The organism is Paenibacillus campinasensis (assembly GCF_002272015.1).
Taxonomy (GTDB): Bacteria; Bacillota; Bacilli; order Paenibacillales; family Paenibacillaceae; genus Paenibacillus_AQ; species Paenibacillus_AQ campinasensis.
Genome location: NZ_NPBY01000013.1, coordinates 127,878 through 149,279 on the forward strand (window position 1 = coordinate 127,878; position 21,402 = coordinate 149,279).

Below are 21,402 nucleotides of genomic sequence, written 5' to 3' on the forward strand. Positions count from 1 at the left end.
CGGAGCTCCCCTTCAGCAAGGAGGTAACCTACCAGATGCAGAACAAAAATAAAACGCTTGTGAAATCGATGGATCTCCTTCAGCTATTTATTACGCATCCGGCATTAAGTCTGAACGATATGGTCAAGCTATCTGGCATGCCGAAAACATCCGTTCACCGGATGCTGATGTCGCTTGAAGAGATGGGCTTCCTGGCAAGGCATGAGGATGGCCAGTATTCGCTGGGCTTGTCATTTCTCCAGTTCGGTCAACTTGTGGCGGATCGGCTGGACATTCGGCAGGTCGCATTGCCGATTATGCAGGAGCTTCGGGATGATGTAGGCGAGGCCGTGAACCTCATCATGAAAGATGGAAGGGAAGCCATCTACGTTGAGAAGGTCGATACGAATCATCCGGTGAGGCTGTATACGAAGATCGGCCGCAGATCGCCGCTATATGCGGGCGATTCCCGCATCATTCTCGCGTTTTTGCCGGATCAGGAGAGGGAGCAGTATTTGCGTGAAACGGAGCTAACGCCGAGAGGTCTCGGAACGATTACCGATAAAGACAAGCTACGCCGAATATTGCAGAAATCCAGGGAAGACGGTTACACGATCAGTCGCTCTGAGCTGGAGAACGATACAGCTGCCCTGGCGGCACCGATTTTTGATCATCGCGGACGGGTGTATGCCGGCCTCAGTGTGGCAGGGCCGGATGACCGCTTTCAGGACGAACGGCTGCCTGAACTGAGCGTGAAGGTGGTCCGTGCGGCAGAGGAAATTTCCCGCAAGCTGGGCTGGGAACCTTCGAGCAGAATTCCATTATAATGTACATACTCATCTACCCTGTTGCTCACAATATGGGAGATGAGTTTTTTTATTGTTGACAGACGGGACGCTCCCCATTAACCATACCTCCTCCTTCTCAACATCTAACACGGGGAGTTACATAACGTAACGCCACACACGAGAAAATGGTGAAGTACATATTGCGTAAACACGAAGCATTAGCTATAATCCAATATAATTAAAAATTTCGGAATCTATGTTCCGAATAATGGAACGAAGATGGGTGGGGTGAGGAAATGTATCGGATCGATTTGAATTGTGATCTTGGAGAGAGCTATGGTGCGTACAAGCTGGGTGTGGACGAGGAGATGCTCGGACGGATTACATCGGCGAATGTAGCCTGTGGTTTCCATGCCGGGGATCCGGGCGTTATGCGCCGCACCGTACAGATGGCCCTGAAGCACGGTGTCGCAGTTGGAGCGCATCCGGGCCTTCCGGATCTCATCGGTTTTGGCCGGCGCAATATGGATATTTCGCCGCGGGAAGCGTACGACATGGTTGTCTATCAGATCGGTGCCCTGGCCGCATTTGTACAATCCGAGGGTGGACGCATGCAGCATGTGAAGCCGCACGGTGCGCTGTATAATATGGCCGCGAAGAGCAGGGAGCTGTCTGAGGCGATTGCTGAGGCGGTATATAAGGTTGATCCGGAGCTGATATTGTTCGGGCTTTCCGGCAGCGAGCTGGTGCGGGCTGGAGAGCGAATCGGCCTGAAGACAGCCAATGAAGTATTCTCAGACAGAACGTATCAGCAGGACGGAAGCTTGACCCCCCGGAATCAGTCGGATGCATTGATTACAGACGATGACCAGTCTGTATCGCAAGTTATCCGCATGGTGAAGGAAGGCAAGGTGCTGACGCTGCAGGGAAGCGACATTGCGATCTCGGCAGATACGGTGTGCATTCACGGGGACGGGGCACATGCTGCGGTATTCGCGAAGCGAATCCGGGAGGCGTGCGAATCTTCGGGCATCTTGATCCAGGCGGCTGGATCTGAATAAAATGGAACAAGGAGGATATGCGTTTGAAATCCGATAAAAAATCATTGGAGCTGGAGAATCAAGCGTCCGGCGGACCGAAATCTAGCTGGAGCTTACTGCTGGGCGCAGCCTTTTTGATGGCGACTTCAGCCATCGGACCTGGATTTTTAACGCAGACCACGGTCTTTACGCAGCAGCTTGCGGCCAGCTTTGGCTTTGTTATTTTAATGTCTATCATTTTGGATATCGGAGCACAGATGAATGTATGGCGAATTATCGCCGTTTCGGAAAAAAGAGGACAGGACATCGCAAACATGGTGCTTCCGGGGCTTGGCTACTTCGTGGCCTTCCTCATTGTGCTGGGGGGCATCGCCTTTAACATCGGCAATATCGCCGGGGCGGGTCTTGGCATCAATGTGGTGCTCGGCATATCACCGACTACGGGTGCGATGATCAGCGGCGCTATTGCGATTGCGGTATTTATGATCAAGGAAGCCGGAAAAGCGATGGACCGGATTACGCAAATTGCCGGTTTTGTCATGATCGCGCTGACGATTTATGTTGCGATCACTTCCGCGCCGCCGGTAGGCGAAGCGGTCGTTAAAACGTTTGTCCCGGATCAGATTGACATTCTGGCGATCGTTACACTGGTCGGCGGAACGGTTGGCGGATATATCACATTCGCGGGTGGTCACCGTCTGCTCGATGCCGGGGTTCGCGGCCAGAGCGCTTTGCCCCAAGTGACGCGAAGCTCGGTAACAGGCATCCTGGTGACGGCTGTCATGCGTGTGATCTTGTTCCTGGCAGCGCTCGGTGTCGTCGCCAAGGGCTTGGCCATCGATCCGTCGAACCCGCCGGCGTCTGTCTTTCAGCTGGCAGCCGGCAACATCGGGTACAGAATATTCGGCATCGTCATGTGGGCGGCTGCGATTACCTCGGTCATCGGGGCTGCTTATACGTCGGTGTCGTTCATCCGCACCTTCAGCCCGGCGCTGGAGAAGCATCATCACCGGATTACGATCGGATTTATTTTGTTGTCGACACTCGTATTTGTGCTTGTAGGCAGACCGGTGAAAATTCTGGTGCTGGTCGGCGCCCTGAACGGGCTCATTCTGCCTATCGCGCTTGGCGTGCTTCTAGTGGCAGCATACAAGAAGAAGATCGTTGGAGATTACAAGCATCCGCTATGGATGACCTTGTTCGGCGGGCTGGTCGTTGTGATGATGGCGGCAATGGGCGGCTACACGCTGGTTAATGAATTGCCGAAGCTGTTCCAGTAAGTCTAGCTCCCACATTTCCTGCCGATGAACGCCCGCTGGCAGCCAGCATCCGCGATAGAGATGACGGTGCAATGTGAGGCAGTGGTTCGAAGAGATGAAGGCTGTATGGCTGAGGCAAGGTTCTCTTGTCTCGGCCTTTTTCTATCGGATCATCGTCAGAGCGAACAGAGGAATCATCCTATTCATGTATACTTTATTCAGGGCATGACCTGGTGAAAGAGGTGACCGAAGCATGAGAGAGGCCGAATTAAAGGGCCGTGATCAAATCGAGATATACCCGTATGGGGAATCGGCCGTACGGATTGAATTTGGCAAGGGGATTGACCCCGAAATCAATCGCAAAGTAAGAGCGCTGACGGCGAATCTGGAGTCAGAACCATTTCCCGGAATGATCGAATGCGTATCCGCCTTTACGAGCGTAACCGTCTTCTACGATCTGCTGGCGGTAAGAAATATGGCATCACCGTTATCGGAGAGCCAATCCGCATATGAAATCGTTTCTGACCTTGTGCGCGAACGGGCGGCCGGGATGGCGACCGAGGCTTCTGGCCAAGCGAGAACGGTGGAGATCCCGGTATGCTATGGAGGATCATTCGGGCCTGATCTGGCGTATGTCGCAGAGCATAACAAGCTGACTCCGAGCGAGGTCATCGACATTCATACGAGCGGCGAATATCTGGTGTATATGATCGGGTTTGCCCCGGGATTTCCTTTTCTCGGCGGCATGTCGGAGCGAATCGCTACCCCGAGGCGCTCGTCTCCCCGTCTGTCAATTCCCGCAGGATCGGTAGGCATCGCCGGGAAGCAGACGGGTGTATACCCGATTGTCACCCCGGGCGGCTGGCAGCTGATTGGAAGCACCCCGCTCGCCCTGTTCCGGCCGGAGGATCATCCGCCAAGCCTTCTTCAGGCAGGGGACGTGGTTAAGTTCCGGGCGATTACACCAGCACAATATGAGGAGTTCAGAGGGGGAAGGATATGAGTTTCAAGGTCGTCAAGCCGGGACTGCTGACCAGCCTTCAGGATCTGGGGAGGTACGGTTATCAGAAATATGGCGTAATCGTCAGCGGTGCCATGGACCCGGTCTCCCTGAGACTGGCCAATCTGCTGGTCGGAAACGACGAGGATGAAGCGGCACTGGAGCTTACCCTGGTAGGCCCATCGCTCATCGTGGAGCAGGACGCACTGCTTGCCGTAACCGGAGGCGATATGTCGCCAAAGGTAAACGGGCAGCCGCTGCCAATGTGGCGGCCGGTGTATGTCAGGAAGGGCAGCCATCTGCAGTTCGGGGCATGCAAGGCTGGCAGCCGTGCTTATGTAGCGGTGGCCGGAGGGTATGATGTGCCTGTGGTGATGGGCAGCAAAAGCACCTATCTCCGGGCCGGCATCGGCGGCTATCAGGGCAGGGCGCTGGCGGAGGGAGACGTCATTGCATGGAAGCCCTCAGCTGGGCGGGCCGCTGAATATAGAGAGCAATGGGCGCGGAAGCTGAAGGGCGTCTCATCCGATTATATATCCACGGATTGGCATACCGGCAGAGGGTTTCATCCGCACGAGGGGGGAGATGCAGTCATTCGCGTCACCCGGGGCAGCCAGTTTGAATATTTTGCGCCAGGCAGCCGGCAGCAGTTCTATGAGAAATCCTTTCAGGTATCCACGCAATCGGATCGAATGGGCTACCGTTTAACCGGACCGGAGCTGACGCTGGCAGAGCCGCTGGAGATGATCTCGGAGGCGGTCATTCCGGGAACGGTCCAGGTACCGCCGGACGGCAACCCGATCATTCTGATGGCAGACCGGCAGACGGCGGGCGGATATCCGAGAATTGCCCAGGTGGCGGTCGTGGATATTCCGGTAGTTGCCCAGATCAAGCCGGGCAGACGTCTTCGTTTTCGTGAAATCACGGTCAATGAGGCCGAGAAGCTTTACATTCAGCGGGAACAGCAGATTCAGCAGATGAAAGCCGGCATATTGGTGAATATGAAGCAGGGTGTGTAGGTTGCAGGTTTCGGCGCTCATCGTTTACCGAAGGGCCGAGGGCGATCATCCCAGCCCAAGATGGATTGGTCAAGTGTGAAATCCGTCGTGGGGACAACGGTGTTTGCTGTGCTTTTTTTCGGAGGATTCTCGCGCTTTCCGTCTTTACGTGGTGGCTGGCTTTGCCTCATTGGCAGGACTTGCCTGCTATTGTGAAATACGAAGAGACAAGCGGAACGATAACCAGCACCCGCTATGAGTGGGAGACAAGCTCGTCTAAGACCTGGGGCTTCGATGATATAGAGCTTGACGGTGAGCGTTACCGATTCGAGAGTCTGGATCTCGGTACGGTAGGCTACGGCTCGAACGTTACTCTTCATTATTTAGAGAACTCCAAATATATCGTGAAAATCACCGATTCGTACGGAAATGAAATCAGACATACGTTTTCATCTTCCACGGTGTCATGCACTTTGTACAGGCTTATGGCGGGATAAGGGCCAATATATAGCTCTGCCTGCCGTGGTCCAGGGCGATAGGGAAACTCAGGCAAGGCAGGCTTGATCACAATATAGAAACCGGCAGAAGCGCTGTTGCTTTTGCCGGTTTTTTTGCTTGAAGCGCCCTGGCAGTCCCTCCATCCGGATTCTCACTCTTGTGAAAATGCCCCCGATAATTTGGATGTTTTCGAAAGTTCACAGGATATTATGCCAGACGAATGGGACCTATAATAGGCCTATAAGCAGTTGCATGATAGGCAAAGGGGGACTTCACCCGGCGAAAATAAAGCGGATTCACGAACATGCCTGACAAACATTTGTCGGGGCTGACGTAAGACCTGAGCCGCTTACAGGAGACGCTGCGGAAGAGGGCTGCCAACATTTAGAGGTTTACATGAGGAGGGCCAACAGATGAAGATTGAGAGACATCCGGAGAATCCGATCGTAGTGCCAGGGGGCTATGAATGGAGAATGGTCACCGTATTTAATCCGGCGGTTATTATCGAAGACGGCAAGTTTTATATGATCGAGCGGACAGCAGGTTCGCTCACGCCTTGTAAAAACTACCTCGGATTGCTGGAAAGCGAGGATGGCGTCCATTTCACCCATGTGAAGGATGAGCCGATCGTGACGCCGGATCAATTGGGCTTCCCGTACGGAAGTGTACAGGATCCGCGCGTGGTCAAAATTGACGACACCTTTTATATGAACTATGCGCTGAGACCGTGTGCGATGAGCTACTATCCGACCGGAAGAGGCGTCCCTGAGCGCTCGATTCCGAAATATCCGGATGGCTGGGGCGAAGAGGAGGGCCACTGGCTCACTCGTTCTTCGATTCTGACCTCCAAGAACCTGATCGATTGGGAGTTTCTGACCGATACGACGCCACTGGACATCAACGATCGGGACAACATTCTGTTTCCTGAGAAAATCAATGGCAAATATGTGCTGCTCCGGCGTCCGGAAGAATACGTGGGCGAGGAATACGGCACGGAGAAAGCGGCGATGTGGATCACCTATTCCGATGATCTGATTCATTGGGAAGAGCCGAAGCTGCTCGCGAAAGGCGAGAATCCATCATGGGAATCGCGGAAAATCGGCGGGTCCACACCTCCAATCAAGACGGACAAAGGATGGCTTGTCCTGTATCACGGCGTCGACGACAATGTCGTCTATCGCGTCGGGGCCATGCTGCTCGATCTCGACAATCCGGAGAAGGTGATTGCCCGGACACGGAATTTCATCATGGAACCGGAGACGTATTATGAAAAATTCGGATACCAGCTTCCGAACGTCATATTCCCGACGGGAAATGTGGTCAAGGACGGTCTGCTCTATATCTACTACGGAGTAACCGATACGGCGATTGCGCTTGCGACCGTGCCGCTGGACGAGCTGGTGGATTATATTCTGAACGAACCGCAAAACTAAACAACAAGAGAAGGATGCCGCGATGATGCGGCTCCCCTTGAAGCTCAAATGAAACCGCATACAATTTATTTAATAACTAACAAATAATGTTACAAAATATAACCTAAATTCAAACCAGCTTCTTATAAATAACTAAATCATCGCAATATTTTGGATGTAATCGAAGATTTGTGGGATATAGATGATGAATGCTCCGCTTTATAATGTCTAATATAACGTGAATAAGGAAATAAACACGTCATTGCCTGTTAGATTTAATCCTTGTTAAACAATTACGAAAAGAGGGTTGGTTATGAACAAACGAAACAAAGGCAAAAAAGTACTGCTTCTCGGATTGGCAGCCATGCTTACACTGGTTACGGCTTGCGGCAAAGACACGGGGGCCAGCGGCGGAGCCGATGGCGATCAGATTACGATCAATATGATGCACCCGTGGACATCGCCGAATGTGGACAATGAAGTATACAAGGCGCGCATCGCCGAATTCGAAAAACAGCACCCGAACATTGTGATCAAGCAGGACGGCGTGCCTGCGGCGCAATACAAGACCAAGCTGCGCACGCTGGCAGCCGGCAACAATCTTCCGGACATTAACGTCGTATGGCCGGGAGCAGACCTTGATCCGCTTGTAGCGGGAGATTTGCTGCAGCCGATCAATGAACTGATGGATAACTGGTCCTCCATTTTGCCTGAAGGCGCACTCGAGGGCTTCAACGTGGACGGGCAGCAATACGCCATACCGACCAAGCAGAACTTCGTAGATATTATTTATTACAACAAGGAGATGTTTGCACAGGTTGGTTATGATGAGTTCCCTGACACCTACGACAAATTTATCGATGCGGTAACGAAGTTGAAGGAAGCGGGCATTACCCCGATTTCGCTTGGCAACAAGGAACAATGGCCGCTGCAATCCTCCTATATCTCGATTATTGGCGACCGTTTCACGGGAAGCGACTTCCTGACGAACGTGCTGGAGAAGAAGGCCAAGTTCACCGATCCTGAATTCGTGAAGGCGCTGGCTGTCATTGAGGAGCTGACTCAGCTTGGCGCATTCAATACCGACGCCAACAATATGGATTCGGTACAGGCGCAGGATTATTTCATCCAGGGCAAGGCGGCGATGCACATCTCCTCGGCTACGGTTGACGGCCGGGTGCGGATCAATAACGAAGAAGGTGACAAGTTCGGCATCGCCCTGTTCCCGAGTGTGGAAGGCGGTAAAGGCGACCCTGCAAAAAGCGCAGGCGTCGTGCAGTATGGCATTGCCATGAAGAGCGGGCTGGATGAGAAGAAGCGGGAAGCCGCGGAAGAATTTCTTAAGTTCTTCGTGAACGAGGATCTGTATAAAGAGCTGATTCGCAACGGTGTTGTCGTTCCAGCGAAAGTGGAAGTGCCTGAAGATGCAAGCAAGTATCTGAAGGAGATGCTGGAGCTTACAGATGGCGGTACCGCCCCGGTATTTGACAGCGTTATTCCGACACAGGTGGTTGACGTGCTGCAGAACGGTCTGCAGGCGCTGACGATCGGCCATGGAACGCCGGAGGACATTGCGGAGGAAGTGCAGAAAGCTTTTGACGACATGAATTAAAAGCGGATCAACGATAAACGATTCATAAGATTCACGATCATTCTGCTATCCCAAACCGGAGATGATGTAAGAAAACCCGAGATGAAGCGGGTTTTCTTCTTTCTTCGGGACTGGAGGGCACACACACTAAGGAGGGAACCCTGATGCAAACGCTGAGAGGAACCAAGCTTGCGATATTCCTCGGCTTGCTGCCGGCGCTGATCATCTATCTGGGCATTGCCATCGTTCCGATCGGGTTGTCCTTGTACTACTCCCTGATGAACTGGAACGGGATCGGCTCGATGACCTTTGCCGGGCTGGATAACTATGTGAAAATTTTGGGTGACAGCACGTTCTGGCTGTCGGTAAAGAACAACATCATCATTATGGTGACCGGGCTGATCGGGCAGATTCCGCTGGGATTGCTGCTGGCGCTGCTGCTGAACCGGGGGCTGAGAGGCTCCGGGCTGTTCCGCACCATCGGGTTTATGCCGGTCGTCATTTCGTCGGTTATGGTGTCCCTGATCTGGGGCATGGTGTACAACACCGAGTACGGCATGCTGAACAACCTGCTCGGCATGGTCGGACTGGACAGCTGGAAGCAGAACTGGCTCGGAGATTCAACTTGGTCGATGCTGTCGATCAGCATCGCCTATATTTGGCAGAACTGCGGACTCTATATGGTCATCTTCCTGGCCGCCCTGCAGAACATTCCGGATGAGGTCAATGAAGCGGCCGAGCTGGACGGAGCCACAGGCCTGAAGCGGACGATGAGGATTACAATTCCGATGATCCGCGGGACGATTATGGTAGGCGTGGTCTACAGTATCAGCAACTCATTCCGCGTCTTTGACCTGATTCAGATTTTGACCGGCGGCGGACCGGCGCATCAGACAGAAGTCATGACCATCTATATGTACAACAGCGCATTTCTCAACATGCGTTACGGTTACGGCAGCGCGGTGTCCATTCTGGTCCTGTTGTTCAGCCTGATCGTCATTACACTGATCAACCGGGTTGGCCGGGAGAAGGACGCTTAACGAAAGGAGGAAAACGCCATGAAGAGAAAGTCGGGCTTGTTCCAGTTATTCGCATACACATTTTTGGGCTTGTTCGCTATTATGAATATAGTTCCACTCTTTTGGATGGTGGTGAACTCCTTCAAGCAGGAGCAGGAATACGCCATCTCCCCGTTTTCGCTTCCCGACACGCTGCAGTTTTCGAACTACGCAAGAGCGTGGGAAGTTGCGAACATGGATACTTACTTTTTGAATAGCATTATCATTACGTTTGCTTCCTTGATCATTACGGTTCTGCTCGGAGCGATTGCGGCCTATTTCCTTTCCCGCTTTCAGTTCAAGCTGCGGGGCTTCACCTACGGTTTGTTTTTGCTGGGGATGCTGGTGCCGATCCACGCAACCTTGATTCCGATATTTTTGATCATGCAGAAGCTGTACCTGCTGGATACGTACTGGTCACTTATCTTGCCATATACAGCCTTTCACCTGTCTTTGACCGTATTTATACTCGAAGGTTTTATGCGCGGATTCCCTAAGGATTTGGAAGAATCGGGCGTGATGGACGGCGCCGGCGTGTATCGCATTTTCTGGTCGATTATTTTGCCGATCACAAGACCCGCCCTGGCAACGGTCATTATCCTGAACTTTATTTATAACTGGAATGAATACCTGTTTGCGCTGGTTCTGATCACGTCCACCGAACTCAAAACGCTGCCGCTTGGCCTGGCTAATTTTGCCGGCATCGAGACGGCAAGCCTAACGCTGCAGATGGCGGCGCTCACGATTGCGCTGATTCCGATTCTGATCTTCTATCTGCTGCTGCAGAAGCAGCTTGTGAACGGAATGACGGCTGGTGCGGTCAAAGGATAAGGCGGGACTGAAGGACAGATAAGGCGAATGGAAGGGGAGAAGCAGCATGAAGAACCGTTACAGCAAACACCTCGGAAATTTCGGTTTGAAGCGGAAAGCGCTCGTCATTTTTCTCCTCTTCGTCATTCTGCCTACATTCGGCGTCGGTGTGGTCGCCCAATATAAATTCAATCAGGTCCTTATGGACCAATTCGTCAACTCCACCAAGCGGAATTTGGATAACGTCACCAATCAGCTCGGGGAGCAGACCAAAATGGTGGAGGATATCGCCAACTACTTGATCTTGAGTCCGGATATGAGGTCGTTTCTTAGAGCCTCGCCTCCTCTGAGCAGCGGTCAGCGCGACAATCTGAAGCGGAACATTGAGGAGTTTCTTACCTTCCAGCTCATGTCCCGCAACTATATCCGTTCCATTGAGGTGTCCGGCTACAACGGCAGCTTCATTGAGATGGGAGAACCGTTCAGCGGGGATGAATCGATGTGGATTCGCCAGGCCGAAGCGCAAAAGGGCGGGATTGTCTGGACGGAGGGCTATGCCTTGAACAGCGACTGGTACGGGCAGACTCGCCTCCTGTCGATGTTTAGGATCTTGAACTCGTACAATGCCATCACCAAGCCGCTCGGCAGGTTAACGATCCGCATGGATGAAGCCAGCATCGTCAATCTGCTGGAGAAGGGGATTTTCGAGGAGGGGCAGGGCAGCGTGTTTATCGTGGGAGAGCAGGGCCAGATCGTGCTCGGCTCCGGGGGCGGTCTGAGCGGCCTGTTTCAACCCGATGAGGCGCTCTTGAACAAGCTGGCCTCCGGGCGGGAAGGCTTCTTCCATTATCCGCTTGAGGGACAGCGCTATCTAACGCTCTATAAGAAAGTTGAAAACACAGGCTGGAACGTGGTTTCCATGATTCCGGAGGCAACCGTGGCAGGGGAATTTCGAGGCGTGAAAATCCTGATGCTGGTCATCCTCTCCTCCATCCTGCTGCTGGGCCTCACCGCATTGATCGGCTTCCATTACACGATCATCACTCCGATATTGCGGTTGAAAAAGGAAACGAGCCGCGTGGCTTACGGTGATTTCAGCGCCCGGGTGCCGATCAAATCCAGGGATGAAATCGCGGAGCTGAATCGAACGTTTAATGAGATGGTCTCGACCATTCAGGAGCTGATCGAGCACAAATATAAGCTGGAGCTGAGGGAGCGCGAATCCGAACTGAAGCTGATGCAGAACCAGATGGACCCGCATTTTCTCTACAATACGCTCGATATGATTCGCTGGACGGCGAGGCTGGAGCATGCCGATAAATCAAGCCAGCTTATTGAGATGCTGTCGAAGTTCTTCCGCGCGAGTGTAAATAACGGCAGCTATCAAACGACGCTGCGGCGGGAGATGGAGTTCGTGCAGACCTATCTGTATCTGCAGCAGCGCCGCCTGGGCGATAAGCTGAAGTATACGTTGTCCACGGAAAGCGGGCTGGAGGATATGTTGATGCTGAAGGCAACGATCCAGCCGCTGGTCGAAAATGTGATCAAGCATGGGTATGACCGGAGCAAGCCGATCAATGAAATCACGGTAAATGCTTTCCGATTCGGAGATGAGATGGTTATTGATGTCATCGACAATGGCAAAGGAATGACCCCTGCACGGCTTCAGGAAGTCGCATCCTCGCTTCAAGGAAGGGCCAAGGAAGGAATCCGGCAGGGAGCCATGTCCAATATCCATGAACGGCTGACGATCTTCTTCGGGCCGGACTACGGACTTGAAATTATCAGCACCTCACGGGAAGGCACTTGGATCAGGTTAAGACTTCCGGTGAGAGAAAGCCAGGATCAGGGTGGTGATAAGCATGGACAGTAAATCGGCAAAGGACAGCAAGCGGATCCATATGTTGATCGTGGATGACGAACCCGTCATCTGCGAAGGGCTGCGGCACACGATCGACTGGGAGCAGCTTGGCGTCCGTGCCGTCGGTGTGGCCTATGACGGTATGGAAGCGCTGCGGCGGATAGAAGAGCTGGACGTTCAGATCGTGTTGACTGACATCCGCATGGATGGGATGGACGGCCTCCGGTTGGCCGAGTGCTTGAAGGAACGGTTCCCGGATGTGCGTGTTGTCATGATCAGCGGTTACGAGGATTTTGAATATGCGCGTCAGGCGATTCGTCTTGGCGTCAGCGATTATCTGCTCAAGCCGGTCGAGATTGACGAGCTGACGGAAGTGGTCAAGAACATTGTTGGCGACATTCATGGACAGCGTCGGGACGAAGACGTTCAGGAAGCGAAGCTGTGGTTGTCGAATATCGTGCGGCAAGGCATCGCAAGCGGGAAGGAGCCGCCGGCATCCCTTCGAGGATCGGGATTTCGTATTCTGGCAACGCAGATGGACCGGTTTATCGAACGGTTCGGGAAGGAGCCCCCGCCGCATTATGACAGAATCCAGGACGACTGGGTGAACTTGCTGCATGCGGAGCTGCAGCGCCCCGACCTTCGACTCGTGTCCGTGTTTGATCACGAAAATATGCTGATTACACTGCTCATCTCCGATATCCGAATGGATGGGCAAGCATGGGATCAGCTGCTGGAAGCGGTGGAGCCGACGCTTCGAAGAGCCGGCATCCTGTGCGGCGCTTCCGGAATCTACAGCGATCTGGCGGATACCGTGGAGCGATGTGCGGAGGCCAAAGCGCTTCTTCCCTATCATCTGCTGGAGAACAGGAATGTGCTGTTCCCGAAATACCGGGACATCACCCTGAAGGACGCCGGCATTCCTGCATTTGATGCAGCGAATGCTGCAAGTAAACTTGTGGCGGCCATGCTGAAACAGGACCTTAACGAAGTGGATGGCCTTGTAGCGGACATGTTTTCCTTCTTCCGGGAGCAGCGTTATTTGCCAGACAACCTGTGGAGCACCTATGAGGAACTGGCCGCCCTGATCAGGCAGCGGATGCGGAAGAGCGGCATGACCGAGCTGGAGACTGTGCATAAAACTGGCCCGGATATGTACCTATATAACTCCTATGACGCGCTGGAGGGACTTGTGAAGGAGCGGCTGCGGGAGTGGCTGAAGCTCGTCGAGCGGCAAGGGATGGATAAATCCTACTGGATCGTTGAAAAAGCGAAGAAGTATATGAACGAGCATTATCGTTCCGATTTGAAAGCCTCGGAGGTGGCGGCCTGGCTCAAGATTACGCCGAGCTACTTCAGTTATATTTTTAAGCAGAGCACCGGAAAAGGCTTCACGGAGTATATGAACGAAATGCGTATGGAGCAGGCGAAAGAGCTGCTGGCAACCACGCATGACAAAGTGTTTGAGATTGCGGACAAGGTCGGTTATAAGGAGTACAAGTATTTTGTATCGGTATTCAAAACGTACACAGGCATGACACCGAAGGAGTACCGCGGGCTCAGTGCGGCCCGGGATGCGGATGTCCTGAATGCCAAGGATTCCACGACAAAGCGATGAAGCGGGGGAACGCATCATGGAACTATATAAGTCTGCCCAAGCGCCGATCGAAGAACGGGTTCGGGATCTGCTTGGAAGAATGACGCTGACGGAGAAGGTAGGACAGCTGAACCAGCGTATGTATGGATGGAACGCTTACGTTAAACAGGGAGACCGCTTCGAGCTGACGGAAGAATTCAAAGCGGAGGTGGCCTGGGGCAGCGGAATGGGCGCGCTCTACGGCTTGTTCCGCAGCGATCCGTGGTCTGGCGTCCACTACGGCAACGGCATTCCGGCGGCGGAAAGCGCCAAAGTGGCCAATCAGGTGCAGCGGTATGTGATGGAGCATTCCCGGCTTGGCATTCCGGTGCTGCTTACAGAGGAATGTCCGCACGGCCATCAGGCGCTGGACGGCACTCTGCTGCCGGTCAACCTGGCCGCGGGCGCGACCTGGAATCCGGCGCTGCTGGCGCAAGCCTACGGCTTTGCGGCCGCCGAAATTCGCAGCCGCGGCGCGCATGTGGGCTTGGTGTCTGCGCTGGATATTTTGCATGATCCGCGCTGGGGGCGGTCCGAGGAATGCTACAGCGAGGACCCATATCTTGCGTCACGGTTCACGGAGGCTGTCGTGCGGGGAATGCAGGGCGAGAGGCTGGAGCAGCTGGCCGAGACTGACAAGGTCGCGGTCGTGCTCAAGCATCTGTGTGCCCAAGGCACCGCACAGGGCGGCCGCAATGCAGGGCCGGCTCCGATCGGGGAGCGCGAGCTGCGCGAGATCCATCTTCCCGCCGCCAAGGCCGGGAAGGAGGCGGGCGCCGTCGCATTCATGGCGGCGTACAACGAGATCGACGGTGTGCCTTGCCACGCGAATGAGCAGCTGCTGACAGGCATTCTGCGCGAGGAATGGGGCTTTGACGGCGTCGTTATGGCCGATGGCTGCGCGATTGACCGGCTGCTGGCACTGACGGGCAGCCATGAATCGGCCGCTGCGCTCGCCTTGGCGTCCGGCGTTGATCTCAGCCTGTGGGACAAGGCGTTCACGACGCTGGAGGAAGCCGTTTATCAAGGGCTGGTCCCGGAGCCTGACATCGACCGGGCGGTAGAGCGGGTGCTGCGTCTGAAGTTCCGGCTCGGCCTGTTCGACCGTCCCTATGTGAACGAGAACGGTCCGATCGCCGTTGTCGGGCGTCCCGAGTTCCGGGAGGTGAACCGGCAGGTGGCGCTCGAATCTGCGGTTCTGCTTAAGAACGAGGGCGGTCTGCTGCCGATCCGCAAGAAGCACCGCCGCATCGCGGTAATCGGCCCGAATGCCGATCAGCTGTACAATCAGCTTGGCGATTACACGAGCGTCCAGCGGGAAGGCAGCGGTACGACCGTGCTTGCAGGCATTCGCATGGCCGCACCTGCAGAGACGGACATCGTGTATGCCAAAGGCTGCGGTATCCGTGATCTGTCCGAGGAGGGATTGGCCGAGGCTGTTGAGGCGGCGAAGACCGCCGACCTCTGCGTATTGGTGCTTGGAGGCAGCAGCGCCCGCCGCTTTGACGGCGCGTTCGACAGCAACGGCGAAGCCATCGTTCCTGAAGGCGATGCCGGCAATCCGTCCGAGATGGACTGCGGAGAAGGCGTGGATCTGGCCGATCTGTCCCTGGGCGGCCTTCAGCAGCGGCTCGTCCAAGAGGTTTCGGCTACGGGGACGCCGGTTGTCGCGGTGCTGATTCAAGGCCGTCCGCATGCGATAACCGAGGTCGCTCAGCATTGTGGAGCGGTGTTGTGCGCATGGTATCCCGGCCCTGAGGGAGGGGCAGCTGTGGGGCAGCTGCTGTTCGGACAGGCGAATCCGAGCGGCAAGCTGCCGGTATCTATCCCGCGCTCGGCGGCACAATTGCCTGTATACTACAACCAGAAGGATCCCGGTCGGCCAAGAGTTTATGTGGATATGCCGTCTGCGCCGCTGTATCCTTTCGGCTATGGGCTTAGCTACACAGCATTGGAGTACGGGGAGATCCGGCTATCCCAGCGGAAGATTTCAGTCGCCGAGCTAGCGAAGGGCGGACAGATTACGGCGGCGGTTCGATTGAAGAACACAGGTGAATGCACCGGAGCGGAAACCGTCCAGCTGTACATTTCGGCCCGCGAGTCAGGCATCACACGCCGTCTGGCCGAGCTGAAAGGCTTCCGGAAGCTGGAGCTTGCTCCTGGCGAAGAGCGTGAGGTTACCTTTCACCTCGGCATGGAGGAGCTGGCCTTCTGGAACCGGGCGATGAAGTTTACGGCCGAGCCCTGTGCGGTCAGGATCGGGATTGGCGGCAGCTCGCAGGATCTCTCCCATGCTGAGCTTAGGATAACAGAAAGCGTCTAGCGGACGCGGGAGAATAAAGCTCCGAGTTCCGTCTGCTTGCAGGAAAGAGGTCTGCCCAGGTTTTACGTGGGGCAGACCTCTTTGTACATTGAGGGGATCGTCCGTTAATGAGAATAGTGGTCCATCCAGACGTGCATCCATCGCCTTGCCTACTTGCGCCGGGCCCCAAGCTGCTTTACCTGCTCCAGCCACTTGGCCCGCTGCTGCGCGGTGGACGGCTTGACAGGCGCAACCTCGGTCACGCGCACCGGCTTGATCCCGCAAAACTTCAACACATTTCGCTTCATGACCAGATGTCCCGCACGCCAATAGATGAGGCGGTTATACCACGAAGGGGTATCCATCGTCACGATCAGGCGTGCGGATTTGCCGGTGAGCAGCTTATCCCATAACGGAGAATTGTCGCGGTACTTGAATGCAAACCCCGGCAGGAATACCCGGTCGATGAACCCTTTCAATATCGCGGGCGGCGCCCCCCACCAGGTCGGGTATACGAAGACGAGATGGTCTGCCCAGCGGATCAAGGCCTGAGCCTCGCGCAGTTCATCCTCCAGCTCGGTTCGTTTGCGGTAGCCGTACTTCAGGTTCGGGTTGAAGTCAGCTTGACTCAAGTCGATGCGGCGCACCTCGGTGCCGTCTATATGGGCTGCTCCCTCCGAATAAGCATCCGCCAATGCCAGACAGAAGCTCTCCGGATCGGGGTGTCCGTTAATGATGACTATATTTTTAGGTCCACTCATCGTCTTCTCCTCCTATAACAGCTCTTGCCCTCCAGGTGTTAGGTTATGAGGCGCTGTATCATCTATAATGAGAATAAAGTGAAATGATCGTCGGCGAAATGATCAATCGCGCATTAAAATTGCAAAATGGCGCAAAGGGGGAAGCGGTGTGGCGAGTCGGGACGTGGCTATCTCTATGGTATATCCCATTATGAAATCGATGGTTCGAAGAGGCTTTGACGCCGAGCGGTTTTGCGAATATGCTTCTTTCGATTCGGGGCTGCTTCAGGATGTGGAGGCCCGTATTCCGGATGCGGAACTGGAGCGTCTGATGAAGGCAGCCGCTGATTATACGAAGGATGAGCATTTCGGACTGCATCAGGGCCGACTGCTGGAGCTAGCGGATCTGGGGGTGCTCGGCTATGTGATGATGCATTCGACGACGATTGCGGACGCCCTCGCGGCTTACCAGAGATTCTATGTCATTCTGAGCAGCAGTTTTGAGCTGGAATGGGAGCTTCGAGACCGGGAATGTGTGCTTCATCTCTGTCTGAACGAAGCGGGAGTCTCGTCCCGCCAGTGTGTGGAGGATATGGCCAGTTCGGTGTATGAGCTGATGAGACGTCTCAGCAACCGTCCGATTCCGCTCATCGGGGTGGAATTCATGCATGATGCCACCGAGAATACGAAGCCGTATGTGGACATGTTCGGACTGATGCCGAAATTCGGGGCCGGCAACGTGCTGAGGATTCACGCCGAAGTTCTGGATTATCCGGTGCTCTATTCAGACCCGAGAATACTGCAGGTGTTCGAGCAGCTGGCACAGGAGACGAGATCGGAATTAACGGCGGACGGGGTGCTGACAGAGCAAGTGATCCGCTGGTTGAAAAAGAGTCTGTTAACCGGGCTTCCGACATTGCAGGAAACGGCCCGTGCACTCGGGATGAGCGTCAGAAGCCTGCAGATTAAATTGAAGGAGGAAGGGACCACCTTCAACGAGTTGTCGGTTCGTGTCCGGCAAGAGCTTGCGGTCAGCTATTTGAAACGGGAGGAGTTCTCGATCGGGGAGATTGCTTACGCGCTTCATTTCTCGGAGCCCAGCGCCTTTCAGAACGCGTTTAAACGGTGGACCGGCATGACGCCAAGACAGTATCGCACCCGATATGAAACGAAAAACCGCATATTATTTTCCAAATGAGGGGATGGTAAGAAAGCGATACTCCCATATTGCAAATGACCGTACAAGGGGGCCATCGATATGAGGCAAACCGACGAGGCAGGAAAGAAGCTGGACCACTTGCCGGATTCCCTTCCCCAGTTCATGAAGGAAGTCAACAACCGCTTAGGAGAGAGTCCGGATATCGTGTGGCGTGAGATCGCATTGGGCTCTGCTCCGGCGGTTATTTTGTATATGGATGGGCTCGGAGACCCGATTGATCTGCTCGAAGCCATTCATCAGGACTGGCTGTTCTTCGAAGGGGAGGGTGAGCAGACGCCGGGCGACCGCTACCGAGTGCTTAAGGAACGGACCATCACGATGGGCAAGGTTGGGGAGGCGGCCACGTTCTCCGACATGATGGAGAAGCTGCTGAGCGGCAACTCGATCCTGTTTGTGGACGGTGTAGGCTCGGTGCTGTACGCAGGGACAGAGTCGCTGAAGCAGCGCGGGGTGGAGGAAGCGACCTCCCAATCGGTGGTCCGGGGGCCGCGTGAAGGCTTTACCGAAGCCCTGCGCGAAAATACAGCGCTCGTCAGGCGCCGCATTCAGAATCCGAATCTTCGGCTAGAGCAGCGGAAGATCGGCGAGCAGACCAACACGCAGGTGGCCATCATGTATATCGAAGGGCTGTGCCATGTCGATGTGCTTGAGGAGCTGCGCAGGCGAATGGATGCTATCGAACTGGACAGTGTCCTGGAGAGCAACTATATCGAAGAAATGATCCAGGATCAGAAGTATAGCCCGTTTCCGACCGTATACAATTCCGAGCGCCCGGATGTGGTGGCATCCGCCTTGCTGGAAGGCCGGATTGCCATCTTCGTGGACGGCACACCGTTCGTGCTTATCGTTCCGGCGCTGTTCGCCCAATTTTTCCAGTCCAGCGAGGACTATTACCAACGGGGTGATTTCTCAAGCCTGCTTCGACTGCTGCGGTATCTGTGCTTCGGGATCGCGCTGTTGACACCTTCGTTCTATATTGGGATCACGACATTTCATCAGGAGATGCTGCCGACCAATCTGCTGACAAGCCTGATTGGGCAGCGGGAGGGCGTGCCGTTTCCGGCCTTTGTTGAGGCGCTCATTATGGAGATTACCTTCGAGATATTGCGCGAGGCGGGCATCCGTCTGCCCAAGTCCATCGGTCAATCCGTCTCCATCGTAGGCACACTGGTGATCGGCCAGGCGGCAGTTGAGGCCGGTCTCGTCTCCGCCGGAATGGTGATCGTGGTCTCGATTACGGCGATCGCGAACTTTGCGCTGCCAGCCTTTAACGTGGGCATCTCGGCCCGGATGCTGCGCTTTGTCATGATGGGCATTGCGGCATCGTTTGGCTTGTACGGCATGATTATCGGATTGATCATACTGGGGCTGCATCTGAGCAGTCTCGAATCGATGGGCGTCCCTTATATGTCTACGTTTGCTCCGTTCAGCTGGAGAGGCCAGAAGGATGCGCTGCTCAGGCTGTCTCAACGGACCAAGAAAAAGTATTTGCGTAAGCTCAAATCCTGATACAGGATCCCAGACTTCGACACCACACTGCCCATTTCAACAGGAGAAGGACATCGATATGATTGGTAAACGGATTCTAGTGATCATCATGCTCGTTAGTGTAACCATCACTTCCGGATGCTGGAGCCGCAAAGAGCTGAATGAGCTTGCCGTGGTCATGGCCTTGGGAATCGATACCCATGAGGATGGCTATGCGGTGTCGGCTCAGGTGCTCAACGCCAGTGAGACCGGGGCCAAGCAGAACAGTTCTTCCATGGGGAGTCTGCCTGTCATTACGTACACGTCGGTTGGGAAGACCATCCCTGACGCGCTTCAGCGCATGCTGAGCATGGCGCCGCGTGCCTTGTATCTGTCGCATCTCAGAGTGCTGATTTTCGGGGAAGAACTGGCAAGACAGGGCGTTGGGAATACGATGGACTTCATATCGCGGAATCATGAGCTGCGGAGGGATTTCTTTCTGCTTGTGGCGAAGGGAGGACGCGCCTCGGACATTCTGGAGGTTATAACCCCGTTCGAATATATTCCGGCCAACTCCCTCTTCTCTTCCATTCTGATCTCCCAAAAAAGATGGGCAGCCACCGGAAAAATTACTCTGCAGATGTTCATTACGGAGCTAAAGCGGGATGGATCGGATCCGGTGCTGTCTGGCGTGCAGTTGAGAGGAAGTGTGCAGCAAGGACGGAACGTCGAAAATGTGAAGAAGATTCAACCGGATACGATGATACAGCATGCAGGATTGGCTGTGTTCAAGCGGGACCGGCTTGTCGGTTGGCTGGATGAGTCCCGCAGCAAAGGGGTGAACTATATCCTTAATCGAGTCGTAACCACCGTCGGGGATATTGAATGTGCAGGCGGAGGGGTCGCCGCATACGAGATTCATCGGGCTGACAGCACCACCCATGCTCACCTGAATGAGAAGGGGGAGCCCGAGTTTCGGCTCGAGATGGAGATCGAAGCCAATCTCAGTGCGGTTGAATGCGCGATGAAACTGGATTCCCCGGATGTGATCACAGACCTGGAGAAGCGAATCGAGGACAGATTCAATACGAACATTGCCAAGCACATACGGTATGTGCAGTCGGAGTACGGTGCCGACGTATTCGGCTTCGGCGAGGCGCTTCATCGTCAACACCCGAAGGTATGGAAGAAGTATCGGGATAACTGGGATGAACGTTTCAGAACCGTTCAGATTCAGGTGAATGCCAATGTGGCAATTCGGCGGATCGGATCGATTGTGCAGCCGATCAATGAGGAGGTCGATGAACCATGAATTGGCACATGCTGCTCTCGATTGTACTGCTCGTCTCGCTCGTGAACGGCATTAGGCGCATACGGAAACTCCACGCGATGCGGGATATGCTCGTCTTTTTAACGATTTGGGGGCTGGCGGTCATAACGATGCTTGGAGATGCGCTGGAGGTGCCAGGCATGAGGCCGCTGGACTGGATCAAAGCGGTTATGCAGCCTATCAGCGCCTGGATGCCATGACGGTAGGAGGAAGGTGACATATGGCCAGACAGAAGCAGATTTCCTCCCGACAATTTTATATTATGACCTTCGGTCTGACGGTTGGAACCTCGATTCTCGTCACCCCGTCGGGGCAGGTGCATACAGCGCGAGAGGACGCCTGGATTGCTTCGATATTCAGCCTCCTGATCAATCTGCTGATGGTTCTGATGTATATCGGAATCGTTCGTCTCTA

19 protein-coding genes are annotated in these 21,402 nt (G+C 54.5%); 18 read left to right on the top strand and 1 reads right to left on the bottom strand.

From position 1 onward, the window contains the following. Positions 1-35 precede the first annotated feature (35 nt). From CHH67_RS04940 to CHH67_RS05000, 13 genes are all read left to right on the top strand, one after another. A complete protein-coding gene (locus tag CHH67_RS04940; protein ID WP_095263876.1) occupies positions 36-806 on the top strand; it encodes an IclR family transcriptional regulator in 771 nt (256 codons plus the stop codon). 257 nt (positions 807-1,063) lie between these two features. Next, positions 1,064-1,828, top strand: coding sequence for a LamB/YcsF family protein (locus CHH67_RS04945; RefSeq protein WP_095263877.1), 765 nt, complete (start codon positions 1,064-1,066; stop codon positions 1,826-1,828). 116 nt (positions 1,829-1,944) lie between these two features. Next, complete coding sequence (locus CHH67_RS04950) at positions 1,945-3,087, top strand: NRAMP family divalent metal transporter (RefSeq protein ID WP_230875632.1); 1,143 nt, start codon at positions 1,945-1,947, stop codon at positions 3,085-3,087. A gap of 232 nt (positions 3,088-3,319) precedes the next feature. Further along, a complete protein-coding gene (gene pxpB, locus CHH67_RS04955) occupies positions 3,320-4,069 on the top strand; it encodes a 5-oxoprolinase subunit PxpB (RefSeq protein WP_095263879.1) in 750 nt (249 codons plus the stop codon). Further along, positions 4,066-5,085, top strand: a complete 1,020-nt coding sequence (locus CHH67_RS04960; protein ID WP_095263880.1) for a 5-oxoprolinase subunit C family protein — start codon at positions 4,066-4,068, stop codon at positions 5,083-5,085. Before pxpB ends, CHH67_RS04960 begins: the two co-directional genes overlap by 4 nt. Positions 5,086-5,150: 65 nt before the next feature. Continuing rightward, entirely contained in the window at positions 5,151-5,561 is a 411-nt protein-coding gene (locus CHH67_RS04965; protein WP_218832004.1) for a hypothetical protein, read from the top strand. Between the two features lie 414 nt (positions 5,562-5,975). Further along, entirely contained in the window at positions 5,976-6,995 is a 1,020-nt protein-coding gene (locus tag CHH67_RS04970; RefSeq protein WP_095263882.1) for a glycoside hydrolase family 130 protein, read from the top strand. Positions 6,996-7,287: 292 nt separating this feature from the next. Continuing rightward, on the top strand, positions 7,288-8,586 hold the full coding sequence (locus CHH67_RS04975; protein WP_095263883.1) for an extracellular solute-binding protein: 1,299 nt from the start codon (positions 7,288-7,290) through the stop codon (positions 8,584-8,586). A 143-nt stretch (positions 8,587-8,729) separates the two neighbouring features. After that, entirely contained in the window at positions 8,730-9,605 is an 876-nt protein-coding gene (locus tag CHH67_RS04980) for a carbohydrate ABC transporter permease (RefSeq protein WP_095263884.1), read from the top strand. An 18-nt stretch (positions 9,606-9,623) separates the two neighbouring features. Further along, positions 9,624-10,454, top strand: a complete 831-nt coding sequence (locus CHH67_RS04985) for a carbohydrate ABC transporter permease (RefSeq protein ID WP_095263885.1) — start codon at positions 9,624-9,626, stop codon at positions 10,452-10,454. Positions 10,455-10,500: 46 nt separating this feature from the next. Continuing rightward, the gene (locus CHH67_RS04990; protein WP_095263886.1) at positions 10,501-12,306 is read left to right on the top strand and encodes a sensor histidine kinase; all 1,806 of its coding nucleotides are present in this window, start codon (positions 10,501-10,503) and stop codon (positions 12,304-12,306) included. Further along, entirely contained in the window at positions 12,296-13,912 is a 1,617-nt protein-coding gene (locus tag CHH67_RS04995; RefSeq protein WP_095263887.1) for a response regulator transcription factor, read from the top strand. The genes CHH67_RS04990 and CHH67_RS04995 overlap by 11 nt, the downstream gene beginning before the upstream one ends. A gap of 16 nt (positions 13,913-13,928) precedes the next feature. Further along, positions 13,929-16,253, top strand: coding sequence for a glycoside hydrolase family 3 N-terminal domain-containing protein (locus CHH67_RS05000; RefSeq protein ID WP_095263888.1), 2,325 nt, complete (start codon positions 13,929-13,931; stop codon positions 16,251-16,253). A 149-nt stretch (positions 16,254-16,402) separates the two neighbouring features. On the opposite strand, the gene CHH67_RS05005 is transcribed toward CHH67_RS05000, so the two are convergent. Next, entirely contained in the window at positions 16,403-16,993 is a 591-nt protein-coding gene (locus CHH67_RS05005) for an NAD(P)H-dependent oxidoreductase (RefSeq protein WP_095263889.1), read from the bottom strand. A gap of 148 nt (positions 16,994-17,141) precedes the next feature. Between CHH67_RS05005 and CHH67_RS05010 the strand changes: the two genes are divergently transcribed. The 5 genes from CHH67_RS05010 to CHH67_RS05030 all read left to right on the top strand — a co-directional run. Beyond that, entirely contained in the window at positions 17,142-18,170 is a 1,029-nt protein-coding gene (locus tag CHH67_RS05010) for an AraC family transcriptional regulator (protein WP_095263890.1), read from the top strand. Positions 18,171-18,230: 60 nt separating this feature from the next. Next, the gene (locus tag CHH67_RS05015; protein ID WP_095263891.1) at positions 18,231-19,700 is read left to right on the top strand and encodes a spore germination protein; all 1,470 of its coding nucleotides are present in this window, start codon (positions 18,231-18,233) and stop codon (positions 19,698-19,700) included. A gap of 58 nt (positions 19,701-19,758) precedes the next feature. Then, positions 19,759-20,970 (top strand): Ger(x)C family spore germination protein, encoded by a 1,212-nt coding sequence (locus tag CHH67_RS05020; RefSeq protein ID WP_095263892.1) that lies wholly within the window; start codon positions 19,759-19,761, stop codon positions 20,968-20,970. Then, entirely contained in the window at positions 20,967-21,188 is a 222-nt protein-coding gene (locus tag CHH67_RS05025; protein ID WP_095263893.1) for a hypothetical protein, read from the top strand. The genes CHH67_RS05020 and CHH67_RS05025 overlap by 4 nt, the downstream gene beginning before the upstream one ends. Positions 21,189-21,208: 20 nt before the next feature. After that, positions 21,209-21,402 (top strand): GerAB/ArcD/ProY family transporter (locus tag CHH67_RS05030; RefSeq protein ID WP_179292059.1); only part of this gene is annotated, 194 nt, incomplete at its 3' end.